General features: G+C 61.8%; 34 protein-coding genes. 13 read left to right on the plus strand and 21 right to left on the minus strand.

Features of this window, described 5'->3' with window-relative positions; all coding sequences use genetic code 11:
* Positions 1–9 precede the first annotated feature (9 nt).
* The 4 genes from M0765_RS29450 to M0765_RS13915 are packed head-to-tail and all read right to left on the minus strand — an operon-like array spanning position 10 to position 2987.
* Positions 10–930: an acyl-CoA dehydrogenase C-terminal domain-containing protein gene (locus M0765_RS29450; protein ID WP_446751598.1), complete on the minus strand. Its 921-nt coding sequence runs from the start codon at positions 928–930 to the stop codon at positions 10–12.
* Complete coding sequence (locus M0765_RS29455) at positions 915–1466, minus strand: acyl-CoA dehydrogenase family protein (RefSeq protein ID WP_446751552.1); 552 nt, start codon at positions 1464–1466, stop codon at positions 915–917. Before M0765_RS29455 ends, M0765_RS29450 begins: the two co-directional genes overlap by 16 nt.
* Positions 1382–1786, minus strand: a complete 405-nt coding sequence (locus M0765_RS29460; RefSeq protein ID WP_446751553.1) for a hypothetical protein — start codon at positions 1784–1786, stop codon at positions 1382–1384. The genes M0765_RS29455 and M0765_RS29460 overlap by 85 nt, the downstream gene beginning before the upstream one ends.
* A 16-nt stretch (positions 1787–1802) precedes the next feature.
* Positions 1803–2987, minus strand: a complete 1185-nt coding sequence (locus M0765_RS13915) for an acetyl-CoA C-acyltransferase (RefSeq protein WP_258504193.1) — start codon at positions 2985–2987, stop codon at positions 1803–1805.
* 500 nt (positions 2988–3487) lie between these two features.
* On the opposite strand from M0765_RS13915, the gene M0765_RS13920 reads away from it, so the two are divergent.
* From M0765_RS13920 to M0765_RS13935, 4 genes are all read left to right on the plus strand, one after another.
* Positions 3488–4078, plus strand: a complete 591-nt coding sequence (locus M0765_RS13920) for a TetR/AcrR family transcriptional regulator (protein ID WP_258504194.1) — start codon at positions 3488–3490, stop codon at positions 4076–4078.
* Positions 4079–4126: 48 nt separating this feature from the next.
* The gene (locus tag M0765_RS13925) at positions 4127–4609 is read left to right on the plus strand and encodes a MarR family winged helix-turn-helix transcriptional regulator (RefSeq protein ID WP_258504195.1); all 483 of its coding nucleotides are present in this window, start codon (positions 4127–4129) and stop codon (positions 4607–4609) included.
* A gap of 58 nt (positions 4610–4667) precedes the next feature.
* Positions 4668–5072 carry a YciI family protein gene (locus tag M0765_RS13930; RefSeq protein ID WP_258504196.1) on the plus strand — a complete coding sequence of 135 codons (405 nt, stop codon included), beginning with the start codon at positions 4668–4670 and terminating at the stop codon, positions 5070–5072.
* Positions 5073–5332: 260 nt separating this feature from the next.
* On the plus strand, positions 5333–5998 hold the full coding sequence (locus M0765_RS13935; RefSeq protein ID WP_258504197.1) for a TetR/AcrR family transcriptional regulator: 666 nt from the start codon (positions 5333–5335) through the stop codon (positions 5996–5998).
* Between the two features lie 613 nt (positions 5999–6611).
* Here the strand turns inward: M0765_RS13935 and M0765_RS13940 are convergent.
* Complete coding sequence (locus M0765_RS13940; protein WP_258504198.1) at positions 6612–6881, minus strand: hypothetical protein; 270 nt, start codon at positions 6879–6881, stop codon at positions 6612–6614.
* 229 nt (positions 6882–7110) lie between these two features.
* Between M0765_RS13940 and M0765_RS13945 the strand changes: the two genes are divergently transcribed.
* A complete protein-coding gene (locus tag M0765_RS13945) occupies positions 7111–7386 on the plus strand; it encodes a hypothetical protein (protein ID WP_258504199.1) in 276 nt (91 codons plus the stop codon).
* Positions 7387–7492: 106 nt separating this feature from the next.
* On the opposite strand, the gene M0765_RS13950 is transcribed toward M0765_RS13945, so the two are convergent.
* The 4 genes from M0765_RS13950 to M0765_RS13965 form a co-directional block, all read right to left on the minus strand.
* Positions 7493–7675, minus strand: a complete 183-nt coding sequence (locus M0765_RS13950) for a hypothetical protein (RefSeq protein ID WP_258504200.1) — start codon at positions 7673–7675, stop codon at positions 7493–7495.
* 39 nt (positions 7676–7714) lie between these two features.
* Positions 7715–7975, minus strand: coding sequence for a hypothetical protein (locus tag M0765_RS13955; RefSeq protein ID WP_258504201.1), 261 nt, complete (start codon positions 7973–7975; stop codon positions 7715–7717).
* A gap of 4 nt (positions 7976–7979) precedes the next feature.
* Positions 7980–8183 carry a hypothetical protein gene (locus M0765_RS13960; protein WP_258504202.1) on the minus strand — a complete coding sequence of 68 codons (204 nt, stop codon included), beginning with the start codon at positions 8181–8183 and terminating at the stop codon, positions 7980–7982.
* Positions 8184–8904: 721 nt separating this feature from the next.
* On the minus strand, positions 8905–9141 hold the full coding sequence (locus M0765_RS13965) for a hypothetical protein (RefSeq protein WP_258504203.1): 237 nt from the start codon (positions 9139–9141) through the stop codon (positions 8905–8907).
* Between the two features lie 167 nt (positions 9142–9308).
* On the opposite strand from M0765_RS13965, the gene M0765_RS13970 reads away from it, so the two are divergent.
* Both M0765_RS13970 and M0765_RS13975 read left to right on the plus strand, forming a co-directional pair.
* Positions 9309–9713: a response regulator gene (locus M0765_RS13970; RefSeq protein WP_258504204.1), complete on the plus strand. Its 405-nt coding sequence runs from the start codon at positions 9309–9311 to the stop codon at positions 9711–9713.
* 755 nt (positions 9714–10468) lie between these two features.
* Positions 10469–10744: a hypothetical protein gene (locus tag M0765_RS13975; RefSeq protein WP_258504205.1), complete on the plus strand. Its 276-nt coding sequence runs from the start codon at positions 10469–10471 to the stop codon at positions 10742–10744.
* A 199-nt stretch (positions 10745–10943) separates the two neighbouring features.
* Here the strand turns inward: M0765_RS13975 and M0765_RS13980 are convergent, their stop codons facing one another.
* Positions 10944–11099 carry a hypothetical protein gene (locus tag M0765_RS13980; RefSeq protein ID WP_258504206.1) on the minus strand — a complete coding sequence of 52 codons (156 nt, stop codon included), beginning with the start codon at positions 11097–11099 and terminating at the stop codon, positions 10944–10946.
* A 650-nt stretch (positions 11100–11749) separates the two neighbouring features.
* On the opposite strand from M0765_RS13980, the gene M0765_RS13985 reads away from it, so the two are divergent.
* Positions 11750–12001 (plus strand): hypothetical protein, encoded by a 252-nt coding sequence (locus tag M0765_RS13985; protein WP_258504207.1) that lies wholly within the window; start codon positions 11750–11752, stop codon positions 11999–12001.
* A gap of 121 nt (positions 12002–12122) precedes the next feature.
* The gene (locus M0765_RS13990; protein WP_258504208.1) at positions 12123–14225 is read left to right on the plus strand and encodes a putative bifunctional diguanylate cyclase/phosphodiesterase; all 2103 of its coding nucleotides are present in this window, start codon (positions 12123–12125) and stop codon (positions 14223–14225) included.
* A gap of 442 nt (positions 14226–14667) precedes the next feature.
* On the opposite strand, the gene M0765_RS13995 is transcribed toward M0765_RS13990, so the two are convergent.
* The 6 genes from M0765_RS13995 to M0765_RS14020 form a co-directional block, all read right to left on the minus strand.
* Positions 14668–15765 (minus strand): extracellular catalytic domain type 1 short-chain-length polyhydroxyalkanoate depolymerase, encoded by a 1098-nt coding sequence (locus M0765_RS13995; protein WP_258504209.1) that lies wholly within the window; start codon positions 15763–15765, stop codon positions 14668–14670.
* A gap of 30 nt (positions 15766–15795) precedes the next feature.
* Positions 15796–16221, minus strand: coding sequence for a CopG family transcriptional regulator (locus tag M0765_RS14000; RefSeq protein ID WP_258504210.1), 426 nt, complete (start codon positions 16219–16221; stop codon positions 15796–15798).
* A 13-nt stretch (positions 16222–16234) separates the two neighbouring features.
* The gene (locus M0765_RS14005) at positions 16235–16633 is read right to left on the minus strand and encodes a hypothetical protein (RefSeq protein ID WP_258504211.1); all 399 of its coding nucleotides are present in this window, start codon (positions 16631–16633) and stop codon (positions 16235–16237) included.
* A gap of 168 nt (positions 16634–16801) precedes the next feature.
* The gene (locus M0765_RS14010; RefSeq protein ID WP_258504212.1) at positions 16802–17050 is read right to left on the minus strand and encodes a GlsB/YeaQ/YmgE family stress response membrane protein; all 249 of its coding nucleotides are present in this window, start codon (positions 17048–17050) and stop codon (positions 16802–16804) included.
* Positions 17051–17084: 34 nt separating this feature from the next.
* Positions 17085–17570 carry a hemerythrin domain-containing protein gene (locus M0765_RS14015; RefSeq protein ID WP_258504213.1) on the minus strand — a complete coding sequence of 162 codons (486 nt, stop codon included), beginning with the start codon at positions 17568–17570 and terminating at the stop codon, positions 17085–17087.
* A 218-nt stretch (positions 17571–17788) separates the two neighbouring features.
* Complete coding sequence (locus M0765_RS14020; protein WP_258504214.1) at positions 17789–18703, minus strand: manganese catalase family protein; 915 nt, start codon at positions 18701–18703, stop codon at positions 17789–17791.
* 310 nt (positions 18704–19013) lie between these two features.
* Between M0765_RS14020 and M0765_RS14025 the strand changes: the two genes are divergently transcribed.
* From M0765_RS14025 to M0765_RS14040, 4 genes are all read left to right on the plus strand, one after another.
* Positions 19014–19166: a hypothetical protein gene (locus M0765_RS14025; protein WP_258504215.1), complete on the plus strand. Its 153-nt coding sequence runs from the start codon at positions 19014–19016 to the stop codon at positions 19164–19166.
* 352 nt (positions 19167–19518) lie between these two features.
* Positions 19519–19737 carry a hypothetical protein gene (locus tag M0765_RS14030; RefSeq protein WP_258504216.1) on the plus strand — a complete coding sequence of 73 codons (219 nt, stop codon included), beginning with the start codon at positions 19519–19521 and terminating at the stop codon, positions 19735–19737.
* Positions 19738–19843: 106 nt separating this feature from the next.
* Positions 19844–20047: an amidohydrolase family protein gene (locus M0765_RS14035; protein ID WP_258504217.1), complete on the plus strand. Its 204-nt coding sequence runs from the start codon at positions 19844–19846 to the stop codon at positions 20045–20047.
* 608 nt (positions 20048–20655) lie between these two features.
* Positions 20656–21411 (plus strand): DUF1266 domain-containing protein, encoded by a 756-nt coding sequence (locus tag M0765_RS14040; RefSeq protein ID WP_258504218.1) that lies wholly within the window; start codon positions 20656–20658, stop codon positions 21409–21411.
* A gap of 395 nt (positions 21412–21806) precedes the next feature.
* Here the strand turns inward: M0765_RS14040 and M0765_RS14045 are convergent, their stop codons facing one another.
* From M0765_RS14045 to M0765_RS14065, 5 genes are read right to left on the minus strand one after another with little or no spacing between them, the layout of a single operon-like run.
* A complete protein-coding gene (locus M0765_RS14045; protein ID WP_124961808.1) occupies positions 21807–22127 on the minus strand; it encodes a hypothetical protein in 321 nt (106 codons plus the stop codon).
* Positions 22124–22600, minus strand: a complete 477-nt coding sequence (locus M0765_RS14050; protein WP_258504219.1) for a hypothetical protein — start codon at positions 22598–22600, stop codon at positions 22124–22126. The genes M0765_RS14045 and M0765_RS14050 overlap by 4 nt, the downstream gene beginning before the upstream one ends.
* Entirely contained in the window at positions 22597–23418 is an 822-nt protein-coding gene (locus M0765_RS14055; protein WP_258504220.1) for a metallophosphoesterase, read from the minus strand. Before M0765_RS14055 ends, M0765_RS14050 begins: the two co-directional genes overlap by 4 nt.
* A complete protein-coding gene (locus M0765_RS14060; protein ID WP_258504221.1) occupies positions 23415–23867 on the minus strand; it encodes an HAD domain-containing protein in 453 nt (150 codons plus the stop codon). The genes M0765_RS14055 and M0765_RS14060 overlap by 4 nt, the downstream gene beginning before the upstream one ends.
* Positions 23864–24610: a metallophosphoesterase family protein gene (locus M0765_RS14065; RefSeq protein ID WP_258504222.1), complete on the minus strand. Its 747-nt coding sequence runs from the start codon at positions 24608–24610 to the stop codon at positions 23864–23866. The genes M0765_RS14060 and M0765_RS14065 overlap by 4 nt, the downstream gene beginning before the upstream one ends.
* Between the last annotated feature and the right edge of the window lie 135 nt (positions 24611–24745).

Here is a 24745-nt window from a genome sequence, read left to right on the forward strand (position 1 = left end):
GCCGCGCGGTCAGAAAAGATCGATGGCCGGCTCCATCAGCGCGGCCGACCCCGCCTGGATCTCACCGCACAGCGCCGCCGTCTGCGGCAGCAGCCGCTGGAAGTAGAAGCGGGCCGTGGCAATCTTCGATGCATAGATCGGGTCGCTCGATCCAGCGTTCCTGAATGCCACCTCGGCCATGCGCGCCCAGGTCCACGCAAGTGCCAGATGCCCGACCAGCCGCAGATAGGGCACCGCGGCAGCACCTGCCGCGTTCGGATCTTGAGCCGACGTAGCGACCAGCTCGCCTGTGAGCTGCCTGATGTCGGTGACCAGTTTGGTGAGCGGCTCAGTGAACTCGCGCATCGCCTCGCGCGGGCGGCAGGTTTCGGCGAATGCGCCGGCCATGTCCAGGAAGACACCCATCTGCCGGCCCTGGTCGGCCAGCACCTTGCGCCCAAGCAGGTCCATGGCCTGCACGCCGTTCGTGCCCTCGTACAGCCCCACGATGCGTACGTCTCGCAGGTGCTGCTCGACGCCGTTCTCGCGGATGTAGCCGTGCCCGCCGAACACCTGCATGGCAAGCAGTGTGCCTTCCACCGCGAGGTCGCTGGACAGCGCCTTCACGAGCGGGGTGAGGAGGCCCAGCAGTTCGGCCGTCTCATTGCGTTTGGCGGGGTCGGGATGGAGGCGCTGCACATCGCTCAGTTGCGACGTCCACAGCGCCAGTGCGCGCGCGCCCTCGATGTTCGCCTTCTGCGTGAGCAGCATTCGGCGCACGTCGGCATGCCCGATGATCGGGTCGGCGGCTTCGCCGGACGACCTTGTCCCGCTCGCGCGGCCCTGCAGGCGCTCCTTCGCATAGGCCAAGGCCTTCTGATAGGCCGCTTCCATCAGGCCGATGGCGATCGTGCCGACGAGCACGCGCATGTGGTTCATCTGCACGAACATGCCCGCCAGCCCTTTGTTGGGTGCGCCCAGAAGCCAGCCGGTCGCGCCGTCGAAGTTGATGGTGCAGGTCGAGTTTCCGTGGATGCCCAGCTTGTGCTCGATGGAGCCGCAGACCACCCCGTTGCGTGCGCCCGCCGCGCCGTTCGCATCGGGAATGAACTTGGGCACGATGAAAGAGAGATGCCCTTCACGCCGGGCGGCGCGTCGGAGATGCGCGCGAGCACCAGATGCATGATGTTGTCGGTCAGGTCCTGCTCGCCGCCCGAGATGAAGATCTTGCTGCCAGTGATGCAGTAGCTGCCATCGGGCTGCGCCACGGCGCGGGTGCGCATCAGCCCCAGGTCGGTGCCCGCGTTGGGCTCGGTCAGGCACATGGTCCCGGCCCACTGGCCCGACGCGATCTTCGGCAGATAGAGTGCCTTCTGTTCTTCCGAACCGTTGGCGGCCACGTTCACGTACGTGGCATGCGACATGCCGGGATACGACGACCATGCCATGTTCGCGCCGCCGAAGACTTCATAGACCGCATTGGCCACGACCGACGGAAAGCCCTGCCCCCGAACTCGGGGCTGCACGCGAGGCCGGCCCAGCCGTTCTTCGTGAACTCGTCATAGGCTTTTTTAAAGCCAGGAGGTGTTTGCACCACGCCCGGCGAGGGCATGCTGCATCCGTGCTCGTCGCCGGGCCCGTTGAGCGGCGCAATCACCTCGGAGGCGAACTGGCCGGCCGCGGTGAGCACCTGGTCGATGGTTTCGGCGTCGAACTCCGGCTGGCCGCAATCCTCCAGCATGACCGGCACCCGGAGCAACTCGTGCAATATGAACTGAATATCTCGCAGTGGGATCTGGTAGCTCATGGCGATGCTCCTTGCGTCAGACCACTTCGAACAGGCCCGCGGCACCCATGCCGCCGCCGATGCACATCGTCACGACGACGAAGCGCGCGCCGCGCCGCTTGCCCTCGATGAGCGCATGCCCCACCAGCCGCGAGCCGGTCATGCCGTAGGGGTGACCGATCGTGATGCCGCCGCCGTTGACGTTCAGCTTCTCGGGGTCGATGCCCAGACGATCGCGTGAGTACAGCACCTGGCAGGCGAAGGCCTCGTTCAGTTCCCACAGGCCGATGTCGTTCACTGTGAGCCCGTGCGTCTTCAGCAGCTTGGGCACCGCCAGCACCGGGCCGATGCCCATCTCCTCGGGCGCGAGGCCGGCGACCGCGATGCCGCGGTACATGCCCAGCGGCTTGAGCCCGCGGCGCTCGGCAACCGCACGCTCCACCAGCACGCAGGCCGATGCGCCATCCGACAGTTGGCTCGAATTGCCCGCGGTGATCACGCCGCCTTCGATGACCGGCTTGAGGCTGGCAAGGCCTTCGAGCGTGGTGTCGGGGCGGTTGCCTTCATCGCGGTCCAGCGTGACGTCGCGATAGCTGATCGCGCCCGTCTGCTTGTCGGCCACGGCCATGCGCGCGGTGATCGGCACGATCTCGTCGTCGAACAGGTGGCGCTCCTGCGCCAGCGCGGTGCGGCGTTGCGCTTCCGCGGAATACGCGTCTTGCGCTTCCCGTGAGATGCCGTACTTCTTTGCCACGATCTCGGCCGTGTTGAGCATCGGGATGTAGGCATGCTGCACGCGCGAGATGAGCAGCGGGTCGGCCTCTTCACCCACCCACTTGACGAAGGGGTTCTGCACAGCGGAGATGTTCTCCTGCCCGCCACCCACGGTCACGTCCATGCCGTCGACGATGATCTGCTTGGCCGCCGTCGCGATGGCCATCAGGCCCGAGGCGCATTGCCGATCCATTGTTTGGCCCGGCACCGACTGCGGCAGTCCCGCCGCCAGCGCAGAAAGGCGGCCGATGTTCATGCCCGCGGTGCCGGCGGCCATCGCGCTGCCGATGACCACATCCTCCACCTCGCCGGGATTGATGCCCGCCCGTCGCACGGCGTGCTGGATTACATGGCCCATCAGGGTGGGCGACTTGATGTTGTTCAATGCGCCGCGAAACGCGCGGCCGATGCCCGTGCGTGCGGTGGAAACGATGACGGCTTCTCTCATGATTCAGACTCCCGGGGTTGGGTAAAAGGTTGGCGCAGCGGCTCGCCACGACCGCGCGGTTCAGGCGCAGCGCAGGGGTGAGTTCTTCGTCGCACTGGCGCAGCGAACGGGGGATGACGCGGACGGCGGACACGCGCGGGTCCTCTGGCAGGCCGAGATGCGCAGCACGATGACGAATCCCCTGCCGAGCGACGCGGAGGCCACCAGCGCCACGCCTTGTTCGAAATTGAGGATCTCGGTTGCCTCCTTGCTGAGGACGAGCCCGTAGATCTTGGGTCAGTCGCGTCATCACATCATCCGGTTAAGAGTGAAATTAACGTTCGTTTAGTAAACGATTGCTAAACTATAGGTCGACAGCGAGGCACCGTCAACGGACGTGGGATGGGTTGTCGCAGGGACAAACCCTGATTCAGGGGCGCTTCTTTTCAATAAGAGTGAGCTCGTTTAGCAAACGATCGGCATGTTATGATGGGGTCCTTACGACCTGCTGAGATTCATCCATGCGCTATCCATCAACGCACAAAGAGGAAACCCGCAAGAAGCTGCTTGCGAACGCCCGCGCGATCGCCAAAAAAGGCGGCTTCGAGTCGACTGGCGTCGACGAACTGATGGCAAGCATCGGTCTGACTGGAGGTGCCTTTTATGGCCATTTCCCCTCCAAGGACGCCCTGTTTGCCGAGCTCCTGGAGCAAGAAATCTTGAACAGCGGAGAGATGCTGGGCGCGGACGAGGAATCACCGCCCGACCACGTTGCGAAGAGACTGCGCAGTTATCTGAGTTCGTATCACGCCCTGCATCCGGAAACCGGCTGCGTCTTGCCGGCACTGGGGCCCGAGATCGCACGGGCAGGGCCCGAGGTGCGTGAGGTCGTCGAGAGAGGCTTGAAGCAGTTGCAAAAGAGCTGGAGTTCTCGCATGGGAGACCCGGATGCAGCGTGGGCGCTTATTGCCCAATGTGTGGGCGCGCTGGTCCTGTCTCGGGCGGTCGAGTCGGAGCGCACCCGCAAGGACATCCTCGCCTCCAGCCGCCGGTTCATTGACCAAACTCACGCGGTTGAGCAGACCTCGGTAAAGCCCTCGAAGGCCTCCTGACAGCGACGGTAGATGAATCAAAGGCGCGTCGCTCGTACACGTGCGCCAATGCATCCGTTTTTCGCACCGGAGACACAGGCTGTTGCTCCAGAGGCAGCGAGGGCGGGACCGAAGCCATCGGCCTGTACTGACACAAAGCTTCACCAGCTCGCGCGGCTCGTGAGGCGTCGTTATGAGGCCGAACTTGGGAAGGTGGGTTTACGAACCACGCAATATGGGCTGTTGACGCAGGTAGCTGCCAACGGGCCGATGCGTCCCTCGGACCTAGCGGATGCGATGGCGCTCTCTCCGTCGACACTGACCCGCAATCTCAAACCCCTCATCTCGTCGGGTTTGCTGAAACTGGGCGCCGGTACCGACGGACGCACGCGAAGCGTGCACATCACCGCTTCGGGTAAAAGTAAGTGCGCGGAAGGCTTGCCTCATTGGACCGCGGCACAAGCCAGAGTGCATCAGCTGATAGGGAGCAGGAACGTTCGCGAGTTGCATGCACTCGTTGAGGACTGCTTGGCGAGCATCTCGGCATCATGAACTGCCGCTGCTGTAGACGCTCTTGGACCGGTGCATCCGGCGAACCGGAATGTTCGCAATGACAGTCGCAATCGGAACGAAGGCTTCGTCGTCCCGGGCTTGGCGCTCAAACTTGCCTTACAAGGCGGCGAGCCGCCTGCCGATCGGTACCCAATGGAGAATGAAGATGAAATACTTTCTTGCCAGATTCCTGCCACCCCGCGCCGATTTTCTAGCAACCATGTCTCCCGACGAAGTCAACCTGATGAAGGAACACGGGGCCTTCCTGAACGACCTTCTGCAAAAGGGGGTGGTCGTGGCACACGGCCCGGTGGCCGACCCGGCCGGCGGATGGGGCCTCTCGCTCTATCAGGTCGAGGATGGTCAAGATGTCAGGGCATTGGCGCAGGAGGATCCCATGGTGAGATCGGGTGGCGCGTGCTACGAGATCTTCTCGATGCCGCACCTGCAGGTGCGGGTCTGAGATTTCCCAAGGGGCGCCCGCATGAGGTTTCGGAGGGACGCGCGCCGACGCCAGTTGAGGATGCTCACGGCCATGGATGGAGTCCTTGGTTCCTAGTCACAGATTCTGGCGCAACTTGAACCGACGCTGTTGCGATGCGAGCAATAGCCGCACAGCTCACGTGACGGAGAGGGATAGGGGGCCGCCGCATTTGTTCTCAGCTAAAATTGGAGACTGGTGGTCTGCAATCGGGCGGGCCGTTAAATGAAGTGTGATCCCGCATGAATTCGCCCACCTCATACGTACGCGCCCGATCCGCCGAGCAGAAGGAAGAGCGGCGCCGCCACTTGCTGGCCACCGCCCGGGAAATGCTGAGCCAGAACCCGGCTGCCCTCGAGTTGGGAATCAACGAACTGGCGCGACAGGCTGCGATGACCAAGTCGAACGTGTACCGGTATTTCGAGAGCAGCGAAGCAGTGCTGATGGACCTGCTCGTCGAAGAATTTGCAGCCTGGCATGCCGAACTGAGCACGGCACTGGCGCGCGGCGGCAAGGCGGGCGCCAGCTTTGAGCACATTGCCCGCGTCTTCGCCTCGACGGTCTCTGCCCGACCTTTGCTTTGCCGGCTGACCAGCGTCCTGCCGTCCTTCCTGGAGCGCAAGGTGTCGTTCGAGCGCATGGTCGAGTTCAAAGGCAACCTGCTGGCCGTTCGGCAGGGCGCAGCGCAGGCCTTTCACGCCCGCGTGCCCGGCATGCCGGTGCAAGCCTTCGAGCAGGTGATGAAGCACACGGTGCCGCTCATCATCGGGCTATGGCCGCTCAGCAACCCGGCGGAGATGGCCGCGCAAGTCGTCGAGCTGCCCGAGTTGGCGGGTTTGCGATACGACTTCGAGCAAGACCTTGCGCATGCCCTGCTGACGTTGATGCGGGGGATGGCGAAAGTGTAGAAGGCGTCTTGCCACACAGAAGTCTTTCAGCTCATCTTCGAGCATTGATCGAAATTGAGCGGCCACTGTAAGCACGTCGATAAATGCGGATGGGCTCGAATTTGCAGCCACTCAATGCGGATCTTCCGAAGAGCAATCGCCACTGGGTTCGACTCGCGGCCCCTAATCTTGTTGCGGCGCAGAACTACGCGGCGCAGCCGTTCTGGATTGGCGTAAGCCGCACAGTCGCGCCGACACCTCCGGGCTCCGCGGGAGTTTTGCGCGGATGCCCCGGGCGCAAACCAACACCGAGCTCAGTTGCATCGCAATTGAAGGCGACCGTGTCCGTTGGGACGCAGTTTAATGACCACGATGCTGCTGGTTGACGACCAGGAGAGTTGAGTGACCCCCACTCCAAAGGACGGCGCCTGACCTCAGACGCGCGCGCTTGCGCCTGAATGCTGCGCATGTGGCGCTCTGTTCGGACGGACAGCAGAGTCCGTCGAAATTTTGCACGGGCCGCTTCACTCTCCAAGCGGAGCGCGCGGCTTCCTTCCAGAAGATGGTCCATGCCTGTCTCCGGCAATCGACGTGCCTGCCGCATTTTGCAAGCCCGACAACCTGCCCGCACACTCTATTCGAGTGCCCCGAAGTCCGTGACGCCGCTATGCGGCCGCGACAGGTACTCGTCGATCCAGAAGCGAGCTTTGACAGCCAACAGGCGATGAGCCTCTTCTTCCGACCATGTCCCGGTGATGGTCAGGCGACAGACCGGCGCGCCTGCGCGTTGTATGTCCGCGAAATAGCTGGGCATCTCACCGAGGCCTTCTTGGGTGACGGCCATTGTCCAATCGGCGGGCGCTAAGGGCCCGCCGGGGTCGTCGCCCGAAAGATAGAGATTCATCGCCTTCCTCGCTCACGCGTTGTTTTCCGCATCCGCCGTTGGATACGCTTGTTAGGGAATGTAGTGCGCCAGCTCCTGGGGCGGTAGCTTTTCGCTCGCCCGCGGAGACAGTAGCGGACACGACCAATCGACTAATTCTGACGCTGTTGCCTTCATTGATGTGAAAAATTCACATCAACACCAAACCCGGCCTCCGAGTCGTTTACTTGGGCCGGCGTCGGAGAACTGAATGCCGATCCTTCTTCTCTTGAGGCTGCAACGTGTGCAGTTGCCTGTCCGAGTCACCGATCCGGAGGAAGTGCGGCAGGTCTCGATGCTTGTGGCCACAGGCTTGATCGAGGCTGAGTTCGAATCCATCAGGACGCGGGCCCGGCACGCTGTCTGGCATGTGGCAACCGTGACTCGCATCACGGAAGAGGGCATTACCGAACTCGCGGCAGCGAGCAACGTGCCTCAACCGAAGCGAACCTTCATCCGGTTCCCCGGTGGCTTGCGAGTGCTGTGATTCGCGAATGCGCGGGCCGACCCGTGCCGAAAGGTCAGTGGACCAACGGCCCCGGGGGTTGAACGAGCGGGAGTTTGCTGATCCCTAGCCCCCGCCGAGAGCCAGCTCAGATGCCGACACCGGGAACAGACTTCAGCGCCAGGGAATGCCAGATCTGCTCCGCCCCGCTCGCGCGGGCAAGCCGCTTGAGAAACTGCAGCGGCAGTGGTTCGCCAGGTGCATGGGAGCAGCGCAGCCCTTCTGGCGCAGTATGGGCACACAATGCCGGCGCCGCGTCCAGCGAGTTCATCGAATGCTTCAGCGGCAAATTGCGGCATTTCTGACTGGGTCACTTCAAGCCAGATGGTGACGTTCTCGTCAAGCGATCAGCCGCGTCGATGGCGGCGGCCAACAACTTGGCTGCTCGGTGCGTGCAGACTGCGGTCGCACATGCGTCTGCATCGAGATTCAGACGCACCACCGGGCCATCCGGAAATGGCGCATAGCTCCAGAGTTCAATATCGAAGAGACCAACTACCTGGCTCAACGCGAGAGCATCTGCTTCGGTAAATCCAACCATGCGGTCCGCATGAAAAGGATCTCCGCGCATTCGGTCAGTCCTTCATCGTTAGGAGATCATCCTGCGCCCTGGCCTGTTCTTTTGCTGACCCTCCGAGCACGAGGTCATCTGAATCGCCGCTCGAGCGATAGACGCGAAGCGCCATGCAATTCAAGGAGCCGTGCTCCGCCTCATGCAGAAGCTCTCGCAGCGTTGCCAAAGCCGCTTCCTTGCCGAGAACAGCACTGGTTCGAATCATTTCTAGATCTCCAAGAGAATGAACTCAACGTGTCTGCCCAGTGCTGTCCGCATGTCAGACACGGTCGGTCTTGACGACTCTGGAAACTACTAAGCAAACCAAAACGTAACCAAGCGTACGATTAATGTAAAAGTAACACATTTGAGCCAGATGATGAATGCGTTAATCCCCTCGAAGGCGCCCTCCGATCTGGGGCACAGGATCGCCGCGCTCGACGTGCTCATGAGGCGGCTCTCCGAAAACGCCGAGGCTTCGGGAGGAAGCAAAGCGCCTCCGGACCGAGCACGCCAGGATTCATTTGGGGACTCGGATGCCGCTCGGGTTTTTGCTGCAACTGCAGTACGAAGAGTTGCCTGTTCGGGTCTGCGAGCCTGGAGACGTCCGGTAAGTCTCGGTGCTTAGAGCGACCGGTCTGGTGGAGGCCGGGATTGGCTCCCTGGACGCGACGGCCCGCTACGCCGCGTCACAGGCTGCCACCGTGACGCGCATCACAGAACATGGGCACGCCGAAATTGCACGAAGCGAGGACCTGCCAGATCAGGCGCCAGCTTCAACGCTCCCTGCGCACGGGCTTCGCGTGGGATGACTCCCCTCCAGCGGCGCTCTGTCAGAGGTTCCCTTGGCGTGCGGCGCCAACGAGCGCGGAGGGGCATCAGCAGGTGCTGGCTGCTCTATGGACCTTCTGGGGCGACCTGCTGTTCAAGCGCCTCGTTCACGGTCCTCAACTTTTCGTGGGCCGCCTCGAGCTTGTCTTTAAGCAGGTCCGTTTGCTCGATGGCCTGCCCGACATCGGGGGCAGCGTCTCTTTTGGCACTTCGCTGTCCAGCACCGCGTGGATCACCGAGAGATCCTCGGCAACTTCCTGGACCGTTTCAGCGGCTCGTTTGTTCGTTTCGAGCACCGTGGCCAGATTGGGGGAGTCTTCGCCGGAAGGAGCAGCGGAGGATGAGCGGGTCATGGCACACCTTTCAGTTGGGGGCGATGTTAGCCGGGCCCATCCAAACGGTTCACCCGCTTCTGTGAGATCAAGCTTTTAGCCTACAAAGTCAGCCGAGCCGACACGTATAACCATTCACAGTCGGCAACCTGCCGCAACGAATCGAACCGCAGCACCGCTGCAACGCCATGTCGCTCCAGACAGTTCTCATCGAGGACAGCAATACCATCAGAGAGGCTCTGGTCCCGGCACTGGCCGACCTTGCCGCTGCAGAAGTTGTCGCCGTCGCCGAGACGGCAAGCGAGGGCGTCGCCCTCCTTGAAAAGCTCGGGGATACCTGGGACTTGGCCGTGGTGGATCTCTTTCTGCGCGAGGGCTCAGGCCTTACGGTATTGCGAACACGCAAGCAGCGTGCATCGCACCAGAAGATTGTCGTCTTGACGAACTATCCAACCGACGAAATGCGTCGGCGTAGTCTGGAATTGGGCGCCGATGCTCTGTTCGACAAATCGAATGAGCTCGACCAATTCTTCGAGTGGTGCCTTCAGAGCGGCATTCCGCGCTCGGCTGGCTCTTTCCCGCCCCGGGTATAATCCGACCTGCCCGAACTAAGTTTTGGGTTTTGACTGGCCAGTCAAGCCGAATTTCACACCGGCGCGTCGAAGTCACTACGACGAGAAAAACAACAGGTGGCTTCCGCAAGTGAACATTTGCCGTAACCGTGGACCGCGTGAGAGTTCACGACCACATCCCCAAAGCCCGCCTTTTGCGGGCTTTTTCATGCGCGCGCCACCTGAGCTTGAGTAGCTGCGTCGACCGATCTTTGGAAAAAATACATCGGCCACTCACCTAAGGAGCGTGCAGGTGCTCTGTGGGATCGTTGTCCTCCGATGCCGTGCTGGCGTTGTATCTATGGCAACTATCTAGAGAGCAAGCCATTCACGAATCCATCGAAGCAACGATCACGCTGACGCCTACTGTTTCGCCGGATCGCGAAGAAAGTTGCTGTTGGCACGCCGGCTCGTCCAAGGTGCTTCGCCCGTACACCCGAATGTTCCCAATACCTGGTCCGATGGAGGCGCCGCCGCCTTCAAGGCGGGTGCAGCGGAAGCTGCCGTGGATCAATGACGGCGGAGGCAAATTAGGTTAAAAGCAGGATCGCACTGGCAAGTCTTGGCAAGTGCGGAGCTGTCTTACTGCCCGTGGCGCTGCCAAGGCCCTGCAATGCCGACTCTTGGGATGTAGTTGCGCCCACTGGTCCGCTGTGCCGTGGAAGATCTCACGTCGAATCTAGGCTCAAAGACCGCCGGCATCTTTGGGCACAGCAAGCGCCGGCACGGAGATGCGAATGCCGCTTTCGTTCTTGCAAAGGCTGCAACACGTGCAGCTTCCAGTCCGGGTTGCCGAACCAGAGGAAATCCGGCACGTTTCGGTGCTGTTGGCCACGGGTCTGATCGAGGCCGAGATCACCACGCTCAAGACAACGACGTCCTACGCTTCGCCGCGCTTGGCAACTGTGGTGCGGATCACGAAAGAAGGCCGTGCTGAGCTTGAGAAGATGGAAGAGGTTCCCGCGCCGAGGGCAACCTCGATGCAATTCACCCGAGATTTCCGGCTGATGTGACCTAGGCAGTTCACCCTTCGGCATAGGCGGAGGATAAATCGCGCTACTCGAATTCACCCGTTCCCAAAAGCATCGGGTTAGCGTCCGTGTACACGTCGCCAGTTGGCGCAAGTTCCAACACCTTGGCGTTGATCGCGCTCGATGAACCAGGTATGCGTGAGCGAGATCCTTCTCGCCCTGTCCCGCTGCAAAGTGGGCTTCAAGCGCGCGTAATGACCACCGGTACCGATCCTTCGCCGTCAATTCGTTTAACGCGCACGAACAACGTGCCGCCCCTGTCTTCGAGATGCGCAAAGTCCTTGCTTGCATCAGCGCTCTCGACCCCCTCGCCTGCCTGAGTTTTCACGCTCGTCATCTGGCACTCCGTTCTTGCAAGCTTCTGCAAAATAGTGATCCGCATGCGGCGCCGTGGATGAGCCAGACGGCGGGGCGTCCATGTGCAGGACAAGACCTTCGGCGGTAGCGGCTCAAGCATGGCTATGAAGATCAAGAGGACAAAGCCGGGCATTGCCTCGCCCAGAGCTCAGCGTCTAACGACACTCATGTGGCGACGTCAAGGGCGGTCGCGACGAGGCTTTCGCGCTAGCGCCGGGGACGAGCGCCTATGGAGTGGGATCGAAGCGGTAGGCGAATCGGCGCCTTGCCTCGATGACTCAAGCTGTGTGCCCGAGCCATGCAGGGCCGCCAGGGCGCATGCCGCTTAAACAGGCGCAGCGTCGCGACGCAGGCGTGGCAACGCCCTCAGGCGATGCGGGACATGCTTATCCACCGCGTTATCCACCGGAACGGTGGATAACTCGTTCACGCCGGCCGCGCCGGGCGGGTAAAACAAGGCCCATCGCGTTTGGCCGTCGTAGATCTACCTTTATCCAATCACGGGGCCGAGGGTCGATCAGCAGGCTCGTGATGCTTTTGTGCGGAAAGACGCCTTGTGCGGGCAGAACTTGTTGCTGCATCGATGTTGCTTTAAAACTGTTCTGTGGATTTATGTCTCAGCGACGAACCATGACCTACCAAGCATCACATCTTCCTACAAGGAAGCTGTCAGAAAGATGCGCCAATTGCCTGCACGCCGCCACCGAGCTGCAGTTAGAAATCAAATCAGCAGCTGGAGCCGCACGAGCGGCCTCTGACGGTACGTATTCGCAGATCAACCAGGGAGAACGAAGCATGGCAGATGAGAAGGCCATCGCAGGCGAGGTGCTGAAATCAGTGGCACCCAACGGCAGGCAAGCTCTGCTGGCAGGTCACGATTGAATCGCTTCTCGACAAACGTGTTGTCGTGGGTCAAAAGGCGTAGGCTGCAGTTCGAAATTGGGTTCGCTTTCGGCGGTGTCATCACCTTAGTGTGCGTGTTGGGGGAGCTTTCCATTTCAGCATGCAGCGCTCCGCGGCGGCCGTCGACAAGTTGTTGATCAGCCAGAACATGACCAATCTGAGTATGCGAGGCTCGTTGGAGATGTACAAGGCTTGGGCTATTGAAAGCGAACTCCTGCGATCCGTCGATCAGCCCGGGATTGGAGCTGCGACCAAGCGCTTGCTGCCGAAAATGCAATCCCATCTGCGGAGCATGCGAGGACACCTCTCCAGCCTCCATTCGACCTCAGTCGATCCGACCGTTCGACATCAAGCGCGAGAGATCGAAGTTCGGCTTCAGCGATACGAGGACGGGCTTCTTGCGTTCGTCGGGTTGCATGACCAAGATCTCCAATCCAGCGCCGTATACAGCGCGCGCCAAGATTACTTGGACGCGGGCGTTGCGATCGGGCTCGGTTTGGAGAATCTGCACGCTACCACGAGCAAGCTCGAGTTAGACGCGCGAGCCGACGTCGAACGCGCAACCAGCTTTGCACAATGGTTCGCCATCGCCATCGTTGCGCTGGTCACTGTTCTGGGCATCGTGGTCGCTGGCACCGTCGCGCGGCGCATCGCAGGTGCTGTCGCGCCGCTCATCGTGCTTTCCCGGCAGATCGCATCAGGAAACTTCAGCGCACGCGCGGCGGAAGGCCGCTCTGACGAATTCGGCGTGCTGGCCCGCAGCATGAACCAGATGGCCGAATCCATCGAGAAGTCCAACGTGCTTCTGGAGAGCAGCGCCGACACCCTAAAGCACCAAACGAGCCACGATGCGTTGACTCGGCTACCGAACCGCGCATTGCTGGAGGATCGCCTCGAGCAAGCCATTTCCTATGCGGATCGATATTGTCGGCTGATGACGGTCGTATTCGTCGACCTCGATGGCTTTCAGCTCATCAACGACAGTCTGGGCCACAAGGCTGGAGACGAATTGCTGAAGATCATGGCCGAGCGCCTGAGCGGCTGCCTGCGCAGTGTCGACACGCTGGCGCGGACAGGCGGCGACGAATTCGTGATCGTTCTGTACGACCAGCCGGGGGACGGAGCAGAGATCGAACCGACCCTGCAACGACTGCTCGAGACCATTGCGCTGCCTGTGCAGATCGGCAGCCAAGCGGTCCAGCTCACGGGCAGCATGGGCGTGGCCACCTATCCTGCGGACGGAATCGACGCCGACGCATTGCTCATGAATGCCGATGCCGCGATGTTTCGCGCCAAGGCGGCGGGCCGCAACAACTTCCAGTTCTATGCCGCCGAGATGAATGGAGCGATCCTGGCCAAGCTCGCCATGCGCGAAGAGTTACGTAATGGCATTGCGCATGGCGAGTTCTATCTCTTGTACCAGCCGCAGATAGACATGGAATCAGACCAGGTGGTCGGCGTGGAGGCGCTGATCCGTTGGCAGCATCCCGAGCGCGGATTGATACCGCCCGCGGAGTTCATTCCCCTTGCGGAAGAGACAGGGCTCATCGTTCCTATTGGCGAATGGGTCCTGCGCACCGCCTGCTTCCAAAACAAGGCTTGGCAGGACGCAGGTTTGCCCGCCTTCAGCGTTTCAGTCAATGTGTCCGCCCGGCAGTTCAAGGAACGGAGCTTGATTGAACGGGTTGCGCAGGCGCTGCAAGAGAGCGGACTCGAAGCCCGCTTTCTTGAATTGGAACTCACTGAAAGCTTGGTCATGGAGAATCTCGAGGAAGCGCTTTTGTCGATGAGGGCCCTGCAGGCGATGGGCGTTCAGCTCTCCATCGACGACTTCGGAACGGGCTACTCGAGCCTCAGCGCCCTCAAGCGCTTTCCCATCGCCAGGCTGAAGATCGATCGGTCCTTCGTGCGCGACATTCCGGGTGACGAAGAGGACCAGGCGATTGCCAAGGCCATCATTTCCCTGGGACGCGAACTCAACCTCAGGGTCATCGCAGAAGGCGTCGAAACTGAAGAACAGCTGGAATTCCTCCGGGCCCACGGGTGCAACGAAATGCAGGGCCATCTTTTCAGCCCTCCTGTCTCGTCGACTGAGATCGAATCACTGTTGGAGCGGCACTCCGCCAGCGCGTCGAAGGGTACCGCCTTGCGGAAGCAACCGGCGGCCATACCGGGATCTGAATCGGGAGGCGAGGTGAATTGAGAATTCGCGGCACCGCTAATCGTTCAATTGTGAGCTTGTGCGTTCCGCCGAGCGTCGAATCGCGGCACACGCTGCCGCGATTCGGTCATCAGGGCAGCCTAGCCGCGCGCGGTGCACACTGCGAGCGACGATCAACCCCAAGGTGCTTGAACTTGCGCCGGCGGTGACGTGTACACGGACGCCAACCCGATGCTCTTGGGTGTGGGCGACTTCGAACAGCCGGGGCACTGCCGAACGCGCTACCGTTTATCTGGCCCACGGCCTACGGAAGAGCATGCAGCGGAAGGCTGATGGTGAAAACGCAGCCCGAGGCCGGCACGTCCAGCACCATCAACGTTCCATAGTCCGCTTCGATAGACTGGCGGGCGATGGAGAGTCCCAATCCCACCCCGGCTCTACTGTCGCTGTTGGGTGTGAAGGGGATGAACTTTCCAGGCGTCGGCTAGACAGGCTGCCCGCCGTGGCAGTTGTCGCCCAATCGATGGCCCAGGAAAAATCGAAGCATCTCGCGGCTCGCGTCGACACCGTCGGGCTGCGTGTAGCTGCCATGCGCGCTACCGCCCGACCACGCGTGGCCCGCCCCGTGAAGGCGCCAATGCTCGGAATCTCCGCAGGCTTCTGACGCGGGGTAGAGAGTCCGCGTGAAGCGCCGGCCCGATGGCGATTGACCTTCCCTGGCCTCGCCCGGCGACGCCCCCGTGAGGATGGCCAGCCCGTTGTCGGCATGGACAGTCGTGTCGGCGTCGCCATGAAAAACAATGGTCGGCGGCCGCTTTGCCGTCGCATCGGCGGAAGCCCGCGCCGGGCCTGCTCGCATTGCGCTCAACGCCGACGCCATGTCGTGTGCGGCGCCATGCGGAAGACCGGAATGAACGCCCACGGCGGCATAGACATCGGGATAGCAATGGCCCAGGACATCGGCCATCGCGCCCCCTGCGGACAGGCCAGCCACGTAGACCCGGCGACGGTCTGCGTGCTGCTGCAGCGTGATGTGTCGGGTCAGGGCAGTCAAGAGAGCCGGTTCGCCACGGTCGCGTTGCTGATGCTGGGACTTGAACCAGTTCCAGCATTTCTGGCCATTGGCCCTTTGCGCCTGCTCCGGATAAAGCACCATCGCGCCGCAGGCTCTTGCGTGCTCGTTCATGCGCGTGCCAGCGGCGAAATCGGCAGCGTTCTGAGTGCACCCGTGAAGCATCACCACCAGTGGCGGCGGCGCCTCGCGCTGCTCCGCGGCTGATGCCGGGACGAACAGCATGTAGTCGATGGTGCGGCCCTGATGTGCGAATGTGGCTCTGATCCATTGTTCGGTGCCCTCCGTCGCCCGGGGCGGCTGCCTCTGGCGCTCCACATCGATCACTCGGGCCTCCACCTCGATGACGTCTGAGTCGGCCTTGGGCGAGTTCGATCCGTCGGGCGCTGCCGCTCGCGGCTCTGCCTCGCTACGCAGTGCGCGCTGAATGGCCTCCGTGGCTTCGGCCAAGCGCCCGTGGCGGGTGAGATGGGCGGCCTTGTCCATCAGGCTCGCGAAATGTGGATTCATTGATTGGTCCGAGAAGTTGGGTAGGAAAAACTAGCGGATGCGTCCTGCCAACGCCGCCTTGACTGCGGGCGACGCGTGAAGCGCACCCAGCACAGTCAGCGAGTCGATGGCCGCGCTGGCGAGCGCGGGACTGACATTCGGATCAATGACAGCAAGGCCGAGTACTCGAATCTGGAGCTTCTCGCCAGCGTCTCGTGCGGCTTCGAGATCCGCGACCGAAAAATTCTGCAAACCCAGCACCAGCATCTTGCGTGTCGCGGCCTGGCGAAGCACGTCAGCATGCGACGCCAGATGGGTACGGATGGCGGTGCGAATGAAGTCCGTACGGTTCGAATAGAAGCCTTCCGCCACAAGCAAGTCGATGTGGCCCAGGTCGACGAAGCCCATGTTGATGGTGATCTTCTCGGACTCCGGTGTCTTGACGGTGTTTAGGGCAATTGCAGGCTTTGGTGGCATGTCAACCATCCTATCACCATCCACTTGGATGGTGGCACCTAAGTATCCGGGTTTCGGTTCCCTGCGGCGTTTCTCCGGTGCTGGCGCCGGGTCGCCTTGTCGACCGCAGCTGGAGCAGCTTCAGCCGATACACCACCCGGCTGATGTCTCCGGCCAATCCGAACTCTTTCGGAAAACTGCGATTGCGCGACGCGACCGCAGGCAGGCTCAACGCGGTCTCATCTGCATTCGTCGATTCGGCAAATCTGGCAATGCTTCCGGCGATACCCTGTGCTGCAGCCTCGAGCGACTCCATTGCCAGCGCAACGTCCGCATCCCACTTCGTCATCTGCTCCTTCACCGAAGTGCAAGAGCTCGCCTTCGCGAAATCGCTTCTATGCCGGGGGCTGCGCTCATACGTGCCTTTGCCCATTGATATTTTTCGATGAAGATGAGTCGCGCCAGCTGGCCAAATCCGGCGAGAGCTCAGTTCAGTAGGACACCCTAGGCAAATCGATCGCCACTGGCCCTGTGTCGGCGAACTTCCTCAAGCCGAGACGCGGCCGTCGATCGGATGCTGGAGCGGCGTAGTCGCTGCGCCTCAGCGGCGGCGTACGACCATCCCGTAAATGACAAGCACGACGATGGCTCCCACGACAGAAGCGATGAAGCCGGCGCCGGCACCGGCCGTGTACCAGCCCATTGCCTGACCGAGATAAGTGGCGATCAGCGAGCCGACGATGCCCAGTGCAGCCGTCAAGATGAATCCCATGGCTTGTTTGCCCGGCAGCAGTGCACGAGCCACGAGCCCGGCGATGAAGCCGATGAGGATGGTCCAGATGATTCCCATGGTGGTGTTTCCTTCTAATTGGAGAGGGCGGCAATCAGACCGCCGCGAGTTCACCCATGAGTTCTTCCTTGCGGGCCATGAGTGCGTCCCGCATACCGACGAGATCCAGCTTTCGCGCGGCGCGTGCCTTCACGAAGATCTCGTTGCGCTCTTCTTTCACGTGGTGGTCGATGTACTCGCCCAGGACGGTAACCTTGGCGTCGAACATGTCGTCCACGTCGGCCGCTTCCTGGATCTGTGCGATCAGGTCCTTGGCGCCCGCGTGTTCGACTTCGGCTTCGTCGAGCAGGTCCGTGTCCTTGATTGCTTCGCGCAGAGCCGGATAGAAGATTTCTTCTTCGATCTGGGCATGGACCGTCAACTCCATGCAGATCTGGTTCGCAAGGTCGCGCTTCTTCTGGGGTGCGCTTGCGGCGCGCGACTTCGTCAAAGCTTCGTAGTCCTTGAACATGGCTTTGACCTTGCGATGGTCAGCGTCGAGAAGGGTGCAGGCGTCTGCAGGGGTGCGGGTCGTGGGCATATCGGCTCCTGTGAGTGGGAGCCTTACGGTGACGTGTTTCCATGAAGAAGCCGTAGGACGCGATCAGCGGGCGCCGAAAGGTTTTGCAACCTGTAATTGAAGTGGCTGCGGCTTTGCAATAAGCGCCTGCATTCGTTTCTCTGGCCTGAGCCGGTGGAGAAGTCCATCAGCGCCCGATGACACGCCTTCCGCTCCACGGCGCATCGTGTCTGCAGGCGTCAGGACCCCTTCTTCGGCTGCGCATTCAATTCGTCCGAGCCCGCAGCCCCCGACATGCCGAGTTCGGCGCCCGTCTGCGGGTCGCCCAACGGGTCGGATGCAGTCCGGGTTGCCATGGCCGCCACCGCAGCCTCTTCTTCGGCAGAAAGCTGCACACTGGCCTCTCCATCGCCGCCATCCACGGCGATCTGGTCTTCCGGAACCTCGACGAACTCCCAAAGGGGGCCCTGATTCCATGGGCCGCGCACATCGCCACCTTTGGACATGTCGAAGTAGACACTCGCGAATTCCGGCATGCCCGGCAGCTTGCCCGGAGGAAAGTTCGGTTCGATCGCGTAGAGCGCTTTCTCGAAGGACTTCTGGTGCGCAATCTCGCGCGTCATCAGAAATCCGAGTGCCTCTTTCACGCCGGGATCATCCGTCAGGTTGATCAGCCGCTCGTAGACGATCTTGGCGCGCGCTTCGGCCGCGATGTTGGAGCGCAGGTCCGCCGTGGGTTCGCCGATGCTGTCGATGTAAGCGGCGGTCCAAGGTACGCCAGCCGAGTTCACCAGCGCAGGGCCGCCGCCGTAGAGCACCTGTGTCAGATGGCTGTCGTTGCCTGCGCCCGTGATGCGACGGTACGCTTCGGCTTCCGAGTCGGTGCCTTCAGCGAGCCGCCCCTTTGCGCCTTTGTTGAGCATGGCGACCATCGTGCCGATCACCTCCAGGTGACTGAGTTCTTCTGTCGCGATGTCGAAGAGCATGTCTTTCCGACCGGGATCGTCCTCTGCGATGGCCTGGGTGAAGTAGCGGCAGGCGGCGGCCAATTCGCCCTGCGGCCCGCCGAACTGCTCCAGCATCAGGTTGGCGAGGCCGGGATTGGTTTCGTTCACCCGCAGGGTGTATTGAAGGCGCTTGTTGTGTGCAAACATGGAAATTTCCTTTTGCGGGGCAAGCCCGCATATGACGCAGAAGATGAGACGACGTGCTCGCGTCCGTGTATCGGCAGCTGGCGCTTAATTGCGGATGAGCGCTTGCTACGTTCAAGATCCACACGATGCGCTGGTGTAGTCATTCAGCGCTTGGCGCGGTGCGCGCCAGCCTTGTGTCTTCCAGTCTTTAAGGCGCTTCCCTTCCGAGAATCCACGCGTCGTGATTGGCACACCGAGCGAGAAGTCGCTGCGTCTTTGGCGCTGTTGTCGGTGATTCATCCTGCGTGCCGGGGCGGAAAGCGGCCGCAGCATGCAGAATCTCGACGACCAATTGATTGGTCTGGAACTGACACAGGTGCCACATCTGCCTATTGCACCAGCGGCGCCGCCTGATGAGGCGACCAACAACTGGCTGCAGCCGATCAACGAGAACGTCGATATCGCTGCCGGGCCGGTGTCTTGAATATCTGCGCAAACTGGCGGTCGGCCACGGCGCGGGTGCGCTTGGCCAATGAGTAGTCTTCGGGCTCAGGGGCCGGAGACAAGCCTCGGAAGTAGGCGATGAACTTCTTGTTCAAGCTCGCCTCGGCATCGCGCGCAAGGCGTTCCAACTCTTTCCATAGCTGCAGCGAGGCCACAGATTCATACTCTCCAGTCGACATGGCTGATCCCGCAGCTTACAAGCCGGTTGAATGATGGAAGGGCGCTGCGCCTATGGTGCAGGAAGAGTCTGGCATGGTTGACGGAATAGTCCGACGATGCGTGTTACTTCGCATCATCCGAATCATTGTCCCGCGGCGAACTGGAGAGAAGCCATGCCAATGAATTTCCTGCGCCGCATTGAGCACGCCTCGTTCCCCTTGGCCATCCATGAAGAGGCAGACACTCAGTGCGCCGCTGTGCTGGCCGCGGCCGGGCTTGTGGAGGCGAACCTCCCCGATCCCAACAACATCGAGGACCGCGGGGGCGTGATCTTGCGCATCACCCCTGAGGGGCGCGCGGAGCTCAACCGGACGCGAGATGCGCAACTCTAAAAACTGTAATCGAGGGAGGTTTGCGCGATGCGCTTCTTTCCTTCCGCGTGCAGGCTTCATGAGTCTTTTCTTTGACCGAGCGCCGTTCGTCCCAGCCAGGTGATCCGTGCCACCTGGGCCTGCTGCATTGGTCGAACGCTTCGCGGATCATTGCGTCTGGGGGTCGGACTGGCCCCACCCCAATCACACTCACATTCCTGACGACGGTGTACTGATCGATGCCCTCAAGGAGATTGCGCCGAACGCCGAGCTGCTTGAAAAGCTACTTGTTCGAACCCCCAAAACGCTTTACAAATTTCTGGATGCTTAGGGCGGCCTTTCATTGCGTCGTGGAAGCGCTTACAAGAAAACGTCGTCGCTAGCACAGCCTCCGCTCCTCCAGCCACTCAATATTGCGGCCAGAAGCGAGCCTTCGAGTAGATCTTGCAGCAGCAAATCTGCGCAACTCCAATCTCAGTAGTCAAGGGACATCGCAATGTATCGTGTAGCTGTCCGCAATGACCACCCATATGAGCCCTCCCGAGTGCCGGTCGCGCTTGTTTACCGACCCGCGTCGGCCAGTGATCCGGTGATAAAGCTGCTGCACGCCGTTGTTCACGAACTCACGGGTTTAGCAGGCTGAACTGGACGCTGATATCAACGACTGTGCCGGGGCCGCGCGAGGCGTTGTGCCCAGCCTGCAATGAAGAGCGAAGCCAAGAAGCTCGACATCGAGCGACATGGCCACGAGCTTACGTTCAAGTAAGTTGGCATCTACAAGCTACGTACGGGTTGGCCGATCTCAAGCAACTGAAGTGCGCGTGTCAGTGCGAGCCGACAGTTCGGGCGACACCATCGCGGTTTAAGATCGTTTCCGCCGCTGGATCGACCAGCATCGATCCGGGGCAAATACCTTTAGAAAACCTGGGAGGGAAATCGATGGGCATCAGGGACACCCTCGGGCACGCGCTGCTCGACAACGAAAAGCTTAACTTCGGCAGCGAAGAATCACTCACCGCCGAAGAGCAGTGGCTGGTCACGCTGAGCGCACCTCTGTCGGCGTTTAACGGCGACCACGTAAATGCGCTCGCCACCGGTAAGGACAATGAGGCGCTGCGCGAGGGGATCTCGGAAGTCTGGAACGTGCACGACCGCGAGAGTTTCGAACAAATGGCCCGCTGGCTCGCAGAGGAGGGACAGCGTTCAAGCTACCTTTCCACATGGCAGGCCGTTGCCGCGATCGATGCAGCAACCCAAAGCACGCCGGCCATGCTGCGGCTGGTCATGGAGGCGTGCTTTCCGGCGTTCTTCCAGATCAAGGCGCGCAAGAGCCTGGACTACCGCGCACTCTCGGCGGAGAGTGGGCGACCAGTATCGGAACTTAGCCAATTGACGATGGGCAGCCAGAGCTGGGTCAATGCGCTGCGCAAGCACTTCAACGTTTCGCCGCCCCAGCTCTCGGACCTGGTCGCCTGGGATGCCGTGCGATTGGCCAGTCTGTCGCGATGGGCAGTGCAACTGGGCTTCATCGAACGCGGGGAATTCGCAGGCTTCGCAGGCGCACTGGCCTCACAAGTGCGCGAGGCCTATGCGGACTGGTCGCAAGTGAGTGCCGCCTACATTGCCGCGGGCCTAATTTGGCGCTATTCCGACGCGCGCGAGGAGCACCTTTGCGCACGAATCGCATGCTGTTGAGCGACTCCCGCAGCCCGTATCGCAGCGTTCCCTTCCGCTGAGCGGCGACAGGCACAAACGAAAACAGCACCTGGAGGTGCGGTGTCCGCCGGAGTCGTCCGCGATGGGGATGCAGCTCGCAGCCCTTACTCTCGGTTGCGGCGTGCCGCCATTGCTCATCATCATGTCGAGGCGATACGTCGTCGGGACGTTGACGCCTAACGCCTGCTCCGCAGCTTGCAGGTAGCGATCATCCAAATCGAACGGCTTCAAATCCCTTTCATTGAGAACTTGGATCTAAGGTTGGCTTCTCGCCGGACTGATACCGTTGATTCAGCTGGAACTTCGCGGTTCACGGCCGCTACGTGAGGTGGCCAGTCCGTCCAAGTGTCGCTGTATGCTACGGTGCAGCCGTTCTAGATTGGCGTGAGGCGCACCGTCGCGCCGACACCGCCGGGCTTGCCATAGAGCCGCTGGCGCACCACGCGCGCCGAGAACTTCGTGCCTGCGATCACGGCAACCACAGACCATGCCGGCGGGGCGTAGGGGCCGGTTTCATCTTCGAAAGCGACAACCTCTGGGTGCCGCAAGATCATGTCCGCAAAGGCTGCGCTGTCGAAGTCACAGGCCGTGATCGTGAGGACCTTGGCTTCGTGGTCGAAATGTTCTGCGAAGAGGAAGTCGGGCACTCTGCTGCCCGTGTGCTTGTAGCGTCTGGTCGCGTCGTCGATGGTCATGCTTTTTTGCGCTCCAGGCCTTGAGACGCGAAGGTGTCGGCTTTGGGAATATTGCGAAGCCGCCGGTTCAGCCGAATGGCCTGAACCGCCGGCGTGGCCGCCAGTTCGCGGATCTGTGCGGCCGTGGCCTCGACCACATAGGCGCCAGCGAGATCATTCCGACGAGCCAGGCCATCCAGACCGAGGCGTTTCAAGGCCTGCCCGATCTCCTCCATGGCCACCGGCGCGACACCGTCGCCCTCTGAAACACGCCGCTTGCGCAAGGCCACCGCGGGCGGAGGCAGCATCTCCCGCGGATATGTGATCGCTTTCTCTCCAGCACGCGAAGGGGCACTCACCGGGGGCCGTGCGGACTCGATGATGACCGACCGTGTCTCGCCGCCTCGGCTTTCGTGCAGGAAAGCGATGAGTCCGGCCCCGCTGATCGCGGCGATCGGGCTCTCACCCTTTGCAGAAGAGGTAGCGTCGCTCACAGGTCGACCACCATGCCAGGATCGAACGCCTGGTTCTCGATCTGGCCGCTCATGCGGCGCACGTACCCTCGCGGGTTGCACACCACCCGGCAGGCACGGGCCCGGTAGTCGAAGCTCTGGTGGGTGTGGCCATGCACCCAGAGCACGGGCACCTCGAAGAATGGATCCGGAAGCTCGCTCACGAACGCGCCCGATACCCAATCGTCGGCATACTGCGCCGAAAGCGAACCGCGGTGCGGCGCATGGTGCGTCACCACCACCGTTCGACCGTCGAACGGTTCAGCGAGCTTCGCCTGCAGCCATGCCCGCTGGATCTGATGGACCCGCAGCGTGTCGGCCGCCTGGAGCTTCCGGCCTTGTTGGCACCGCAAGCTGCCGGGTTCGGCCGTCTCGTCGAACGTATGGATCAGCGCGTAGTCGTTCAGCACGCTGTTCGCCTGCTTCATCGCCCATGGGACGTCGCTGACCCGCCCTTCGGGTGCCTCGATGGCGAGCGCGAAATCGGTCCACAAGGTCGCGCCCAGGAAGCGCACGCCGTCGATGACCAGTTCGTCGCCATCGAGCAGGTGCACATGGCTGCCTTCGGCCGCGCGGCGCGCCTCGGCCAGGGTCTTGTCCAGGTGGCCGTCGTAGTACTCGTGGTTGCCGGGGACATAGACGACCGGCTTGTCCGGGAAGCGCTCCATCGCCCACTGGATGGCGCTCTTCGCGGGAGAATCGATGTCGCCTGCAAGGATGGCGACATCGAACACCAGATCGGCCGCCGGCTCGAAGGGGGCGAACTCCAGGTGCAGGTCGGACAGGATCAGCAGCTTCACGAGCGGGTTCTCTCGAAGTGGACCCCCAAGGCGGCGCAGGCCTCGGCGTCGAAGCCGATGAAGGATCCGCAGACCACCAGCCGGGCCTTGTGCCGGTCGAATTGCCACTCGGCATCGTCAAGCGGCACCCAGGGTTCGTCGGCCCTGCCGCGGGCCCGCTGCCAGGCGAGGATCTCGCCTTCGCGGTGCGCGAACGAATGTGGAGCGCCGGATCCGCGCGGGGGCGTGACGCCAAGGATCCGGGCCCGGATGTCTTGGGAAAACGACGCCAGCAGGGACTCGAACGTCAGCTGCTCGCGCCAGCTCGAGCTGATGACGATGCGCACGTGCGCGAACTCGCGCAGCAGCGCTTCGAGGCTCGGCAGGAAGCAGAAGTCCGTACCGTCGTTGGGCAAGTGTCCTTCCCCTTCCAGGTGCAGCACGCCGTCGAAATCGAGGAATAGGATCACGAGGTCCCTCCTTCGCAGAGTGGCCAGGCGAGGTACGATCCCTTGTCGACGCCGAAGGCGCGGAATGGCGCGCTGGCATCCATCAGGCCCTGTTCGACATAGTCGATGTTCTCGTGGTGGTGACCGTGGACCAGCAACCGCGCACCGAGCATCTTCGCGAGATCGTCGATCGCCTGCCAGCCATGCGGGTGGGCCGCCGGTGCCTCGTGCGTCACCAGGATGTCGGCGGATTGGCGTCCGAATAGCTGTTGGTAGTCGTCCGGGAAGATGGAGGATCGGTGGCGCCGGGAGATGCCGTCGCGCCACCGCGCCTCGGGGCGCATGGATTGACGCATGGTCTCGCCCGACACGAACGCGGCCTCCTCGATCGGGCGCCGCGGGTCCCAGATCTTGCTGCGGAAGACGCCGCCCAGTCCGGCCACCCGGTAGCCTGCGATGGAAACGATGCGGCCATGCAGATTGCGGCCCGCGAGCTCCGATCCCCACAGGTGGTCGTAGTCGGCATCCGATTCGGTGTCGTGGTTGCCGTGGATAAACCAGACTCCAGTGCGATCCAAGATCGGCTGCAGCTCGATGTGCAGCGGCTGACGAGGCTGCAGATCGCCGAGCAGCACGATCGCCTCGGGCCGGTAGCGCTCGACCGCGGCGATCACCGGCTCGAAGTCGCCATGCGGGTCGCCGAAGAACATCAGCTTGGGAGCCGATGGCTTGGGCACCTGATCGCTACGTGCGGTGTGGTTCATAGGTGAACGATCAGCCCGAGGCTGCCCATCCCACAAAACCGGCCTAGTAGGACGCTAGGACCGAGTACGTCGGCGGCTCGCCCTTCACTCACCAAGCGTCGGGAGATCGAATTCGCCTGTCTCAATAAAGGAAGT

Origin of the sequence: Variovorax sp. S12S4 (assembly GCF_023195515.1) — a bacterium.
Classification (GTDB): Bacteria; Pseudomonadota; Gammaproteobacteria; order Burkholderiales; family Burkholderiaceae_C; genus Variovorax.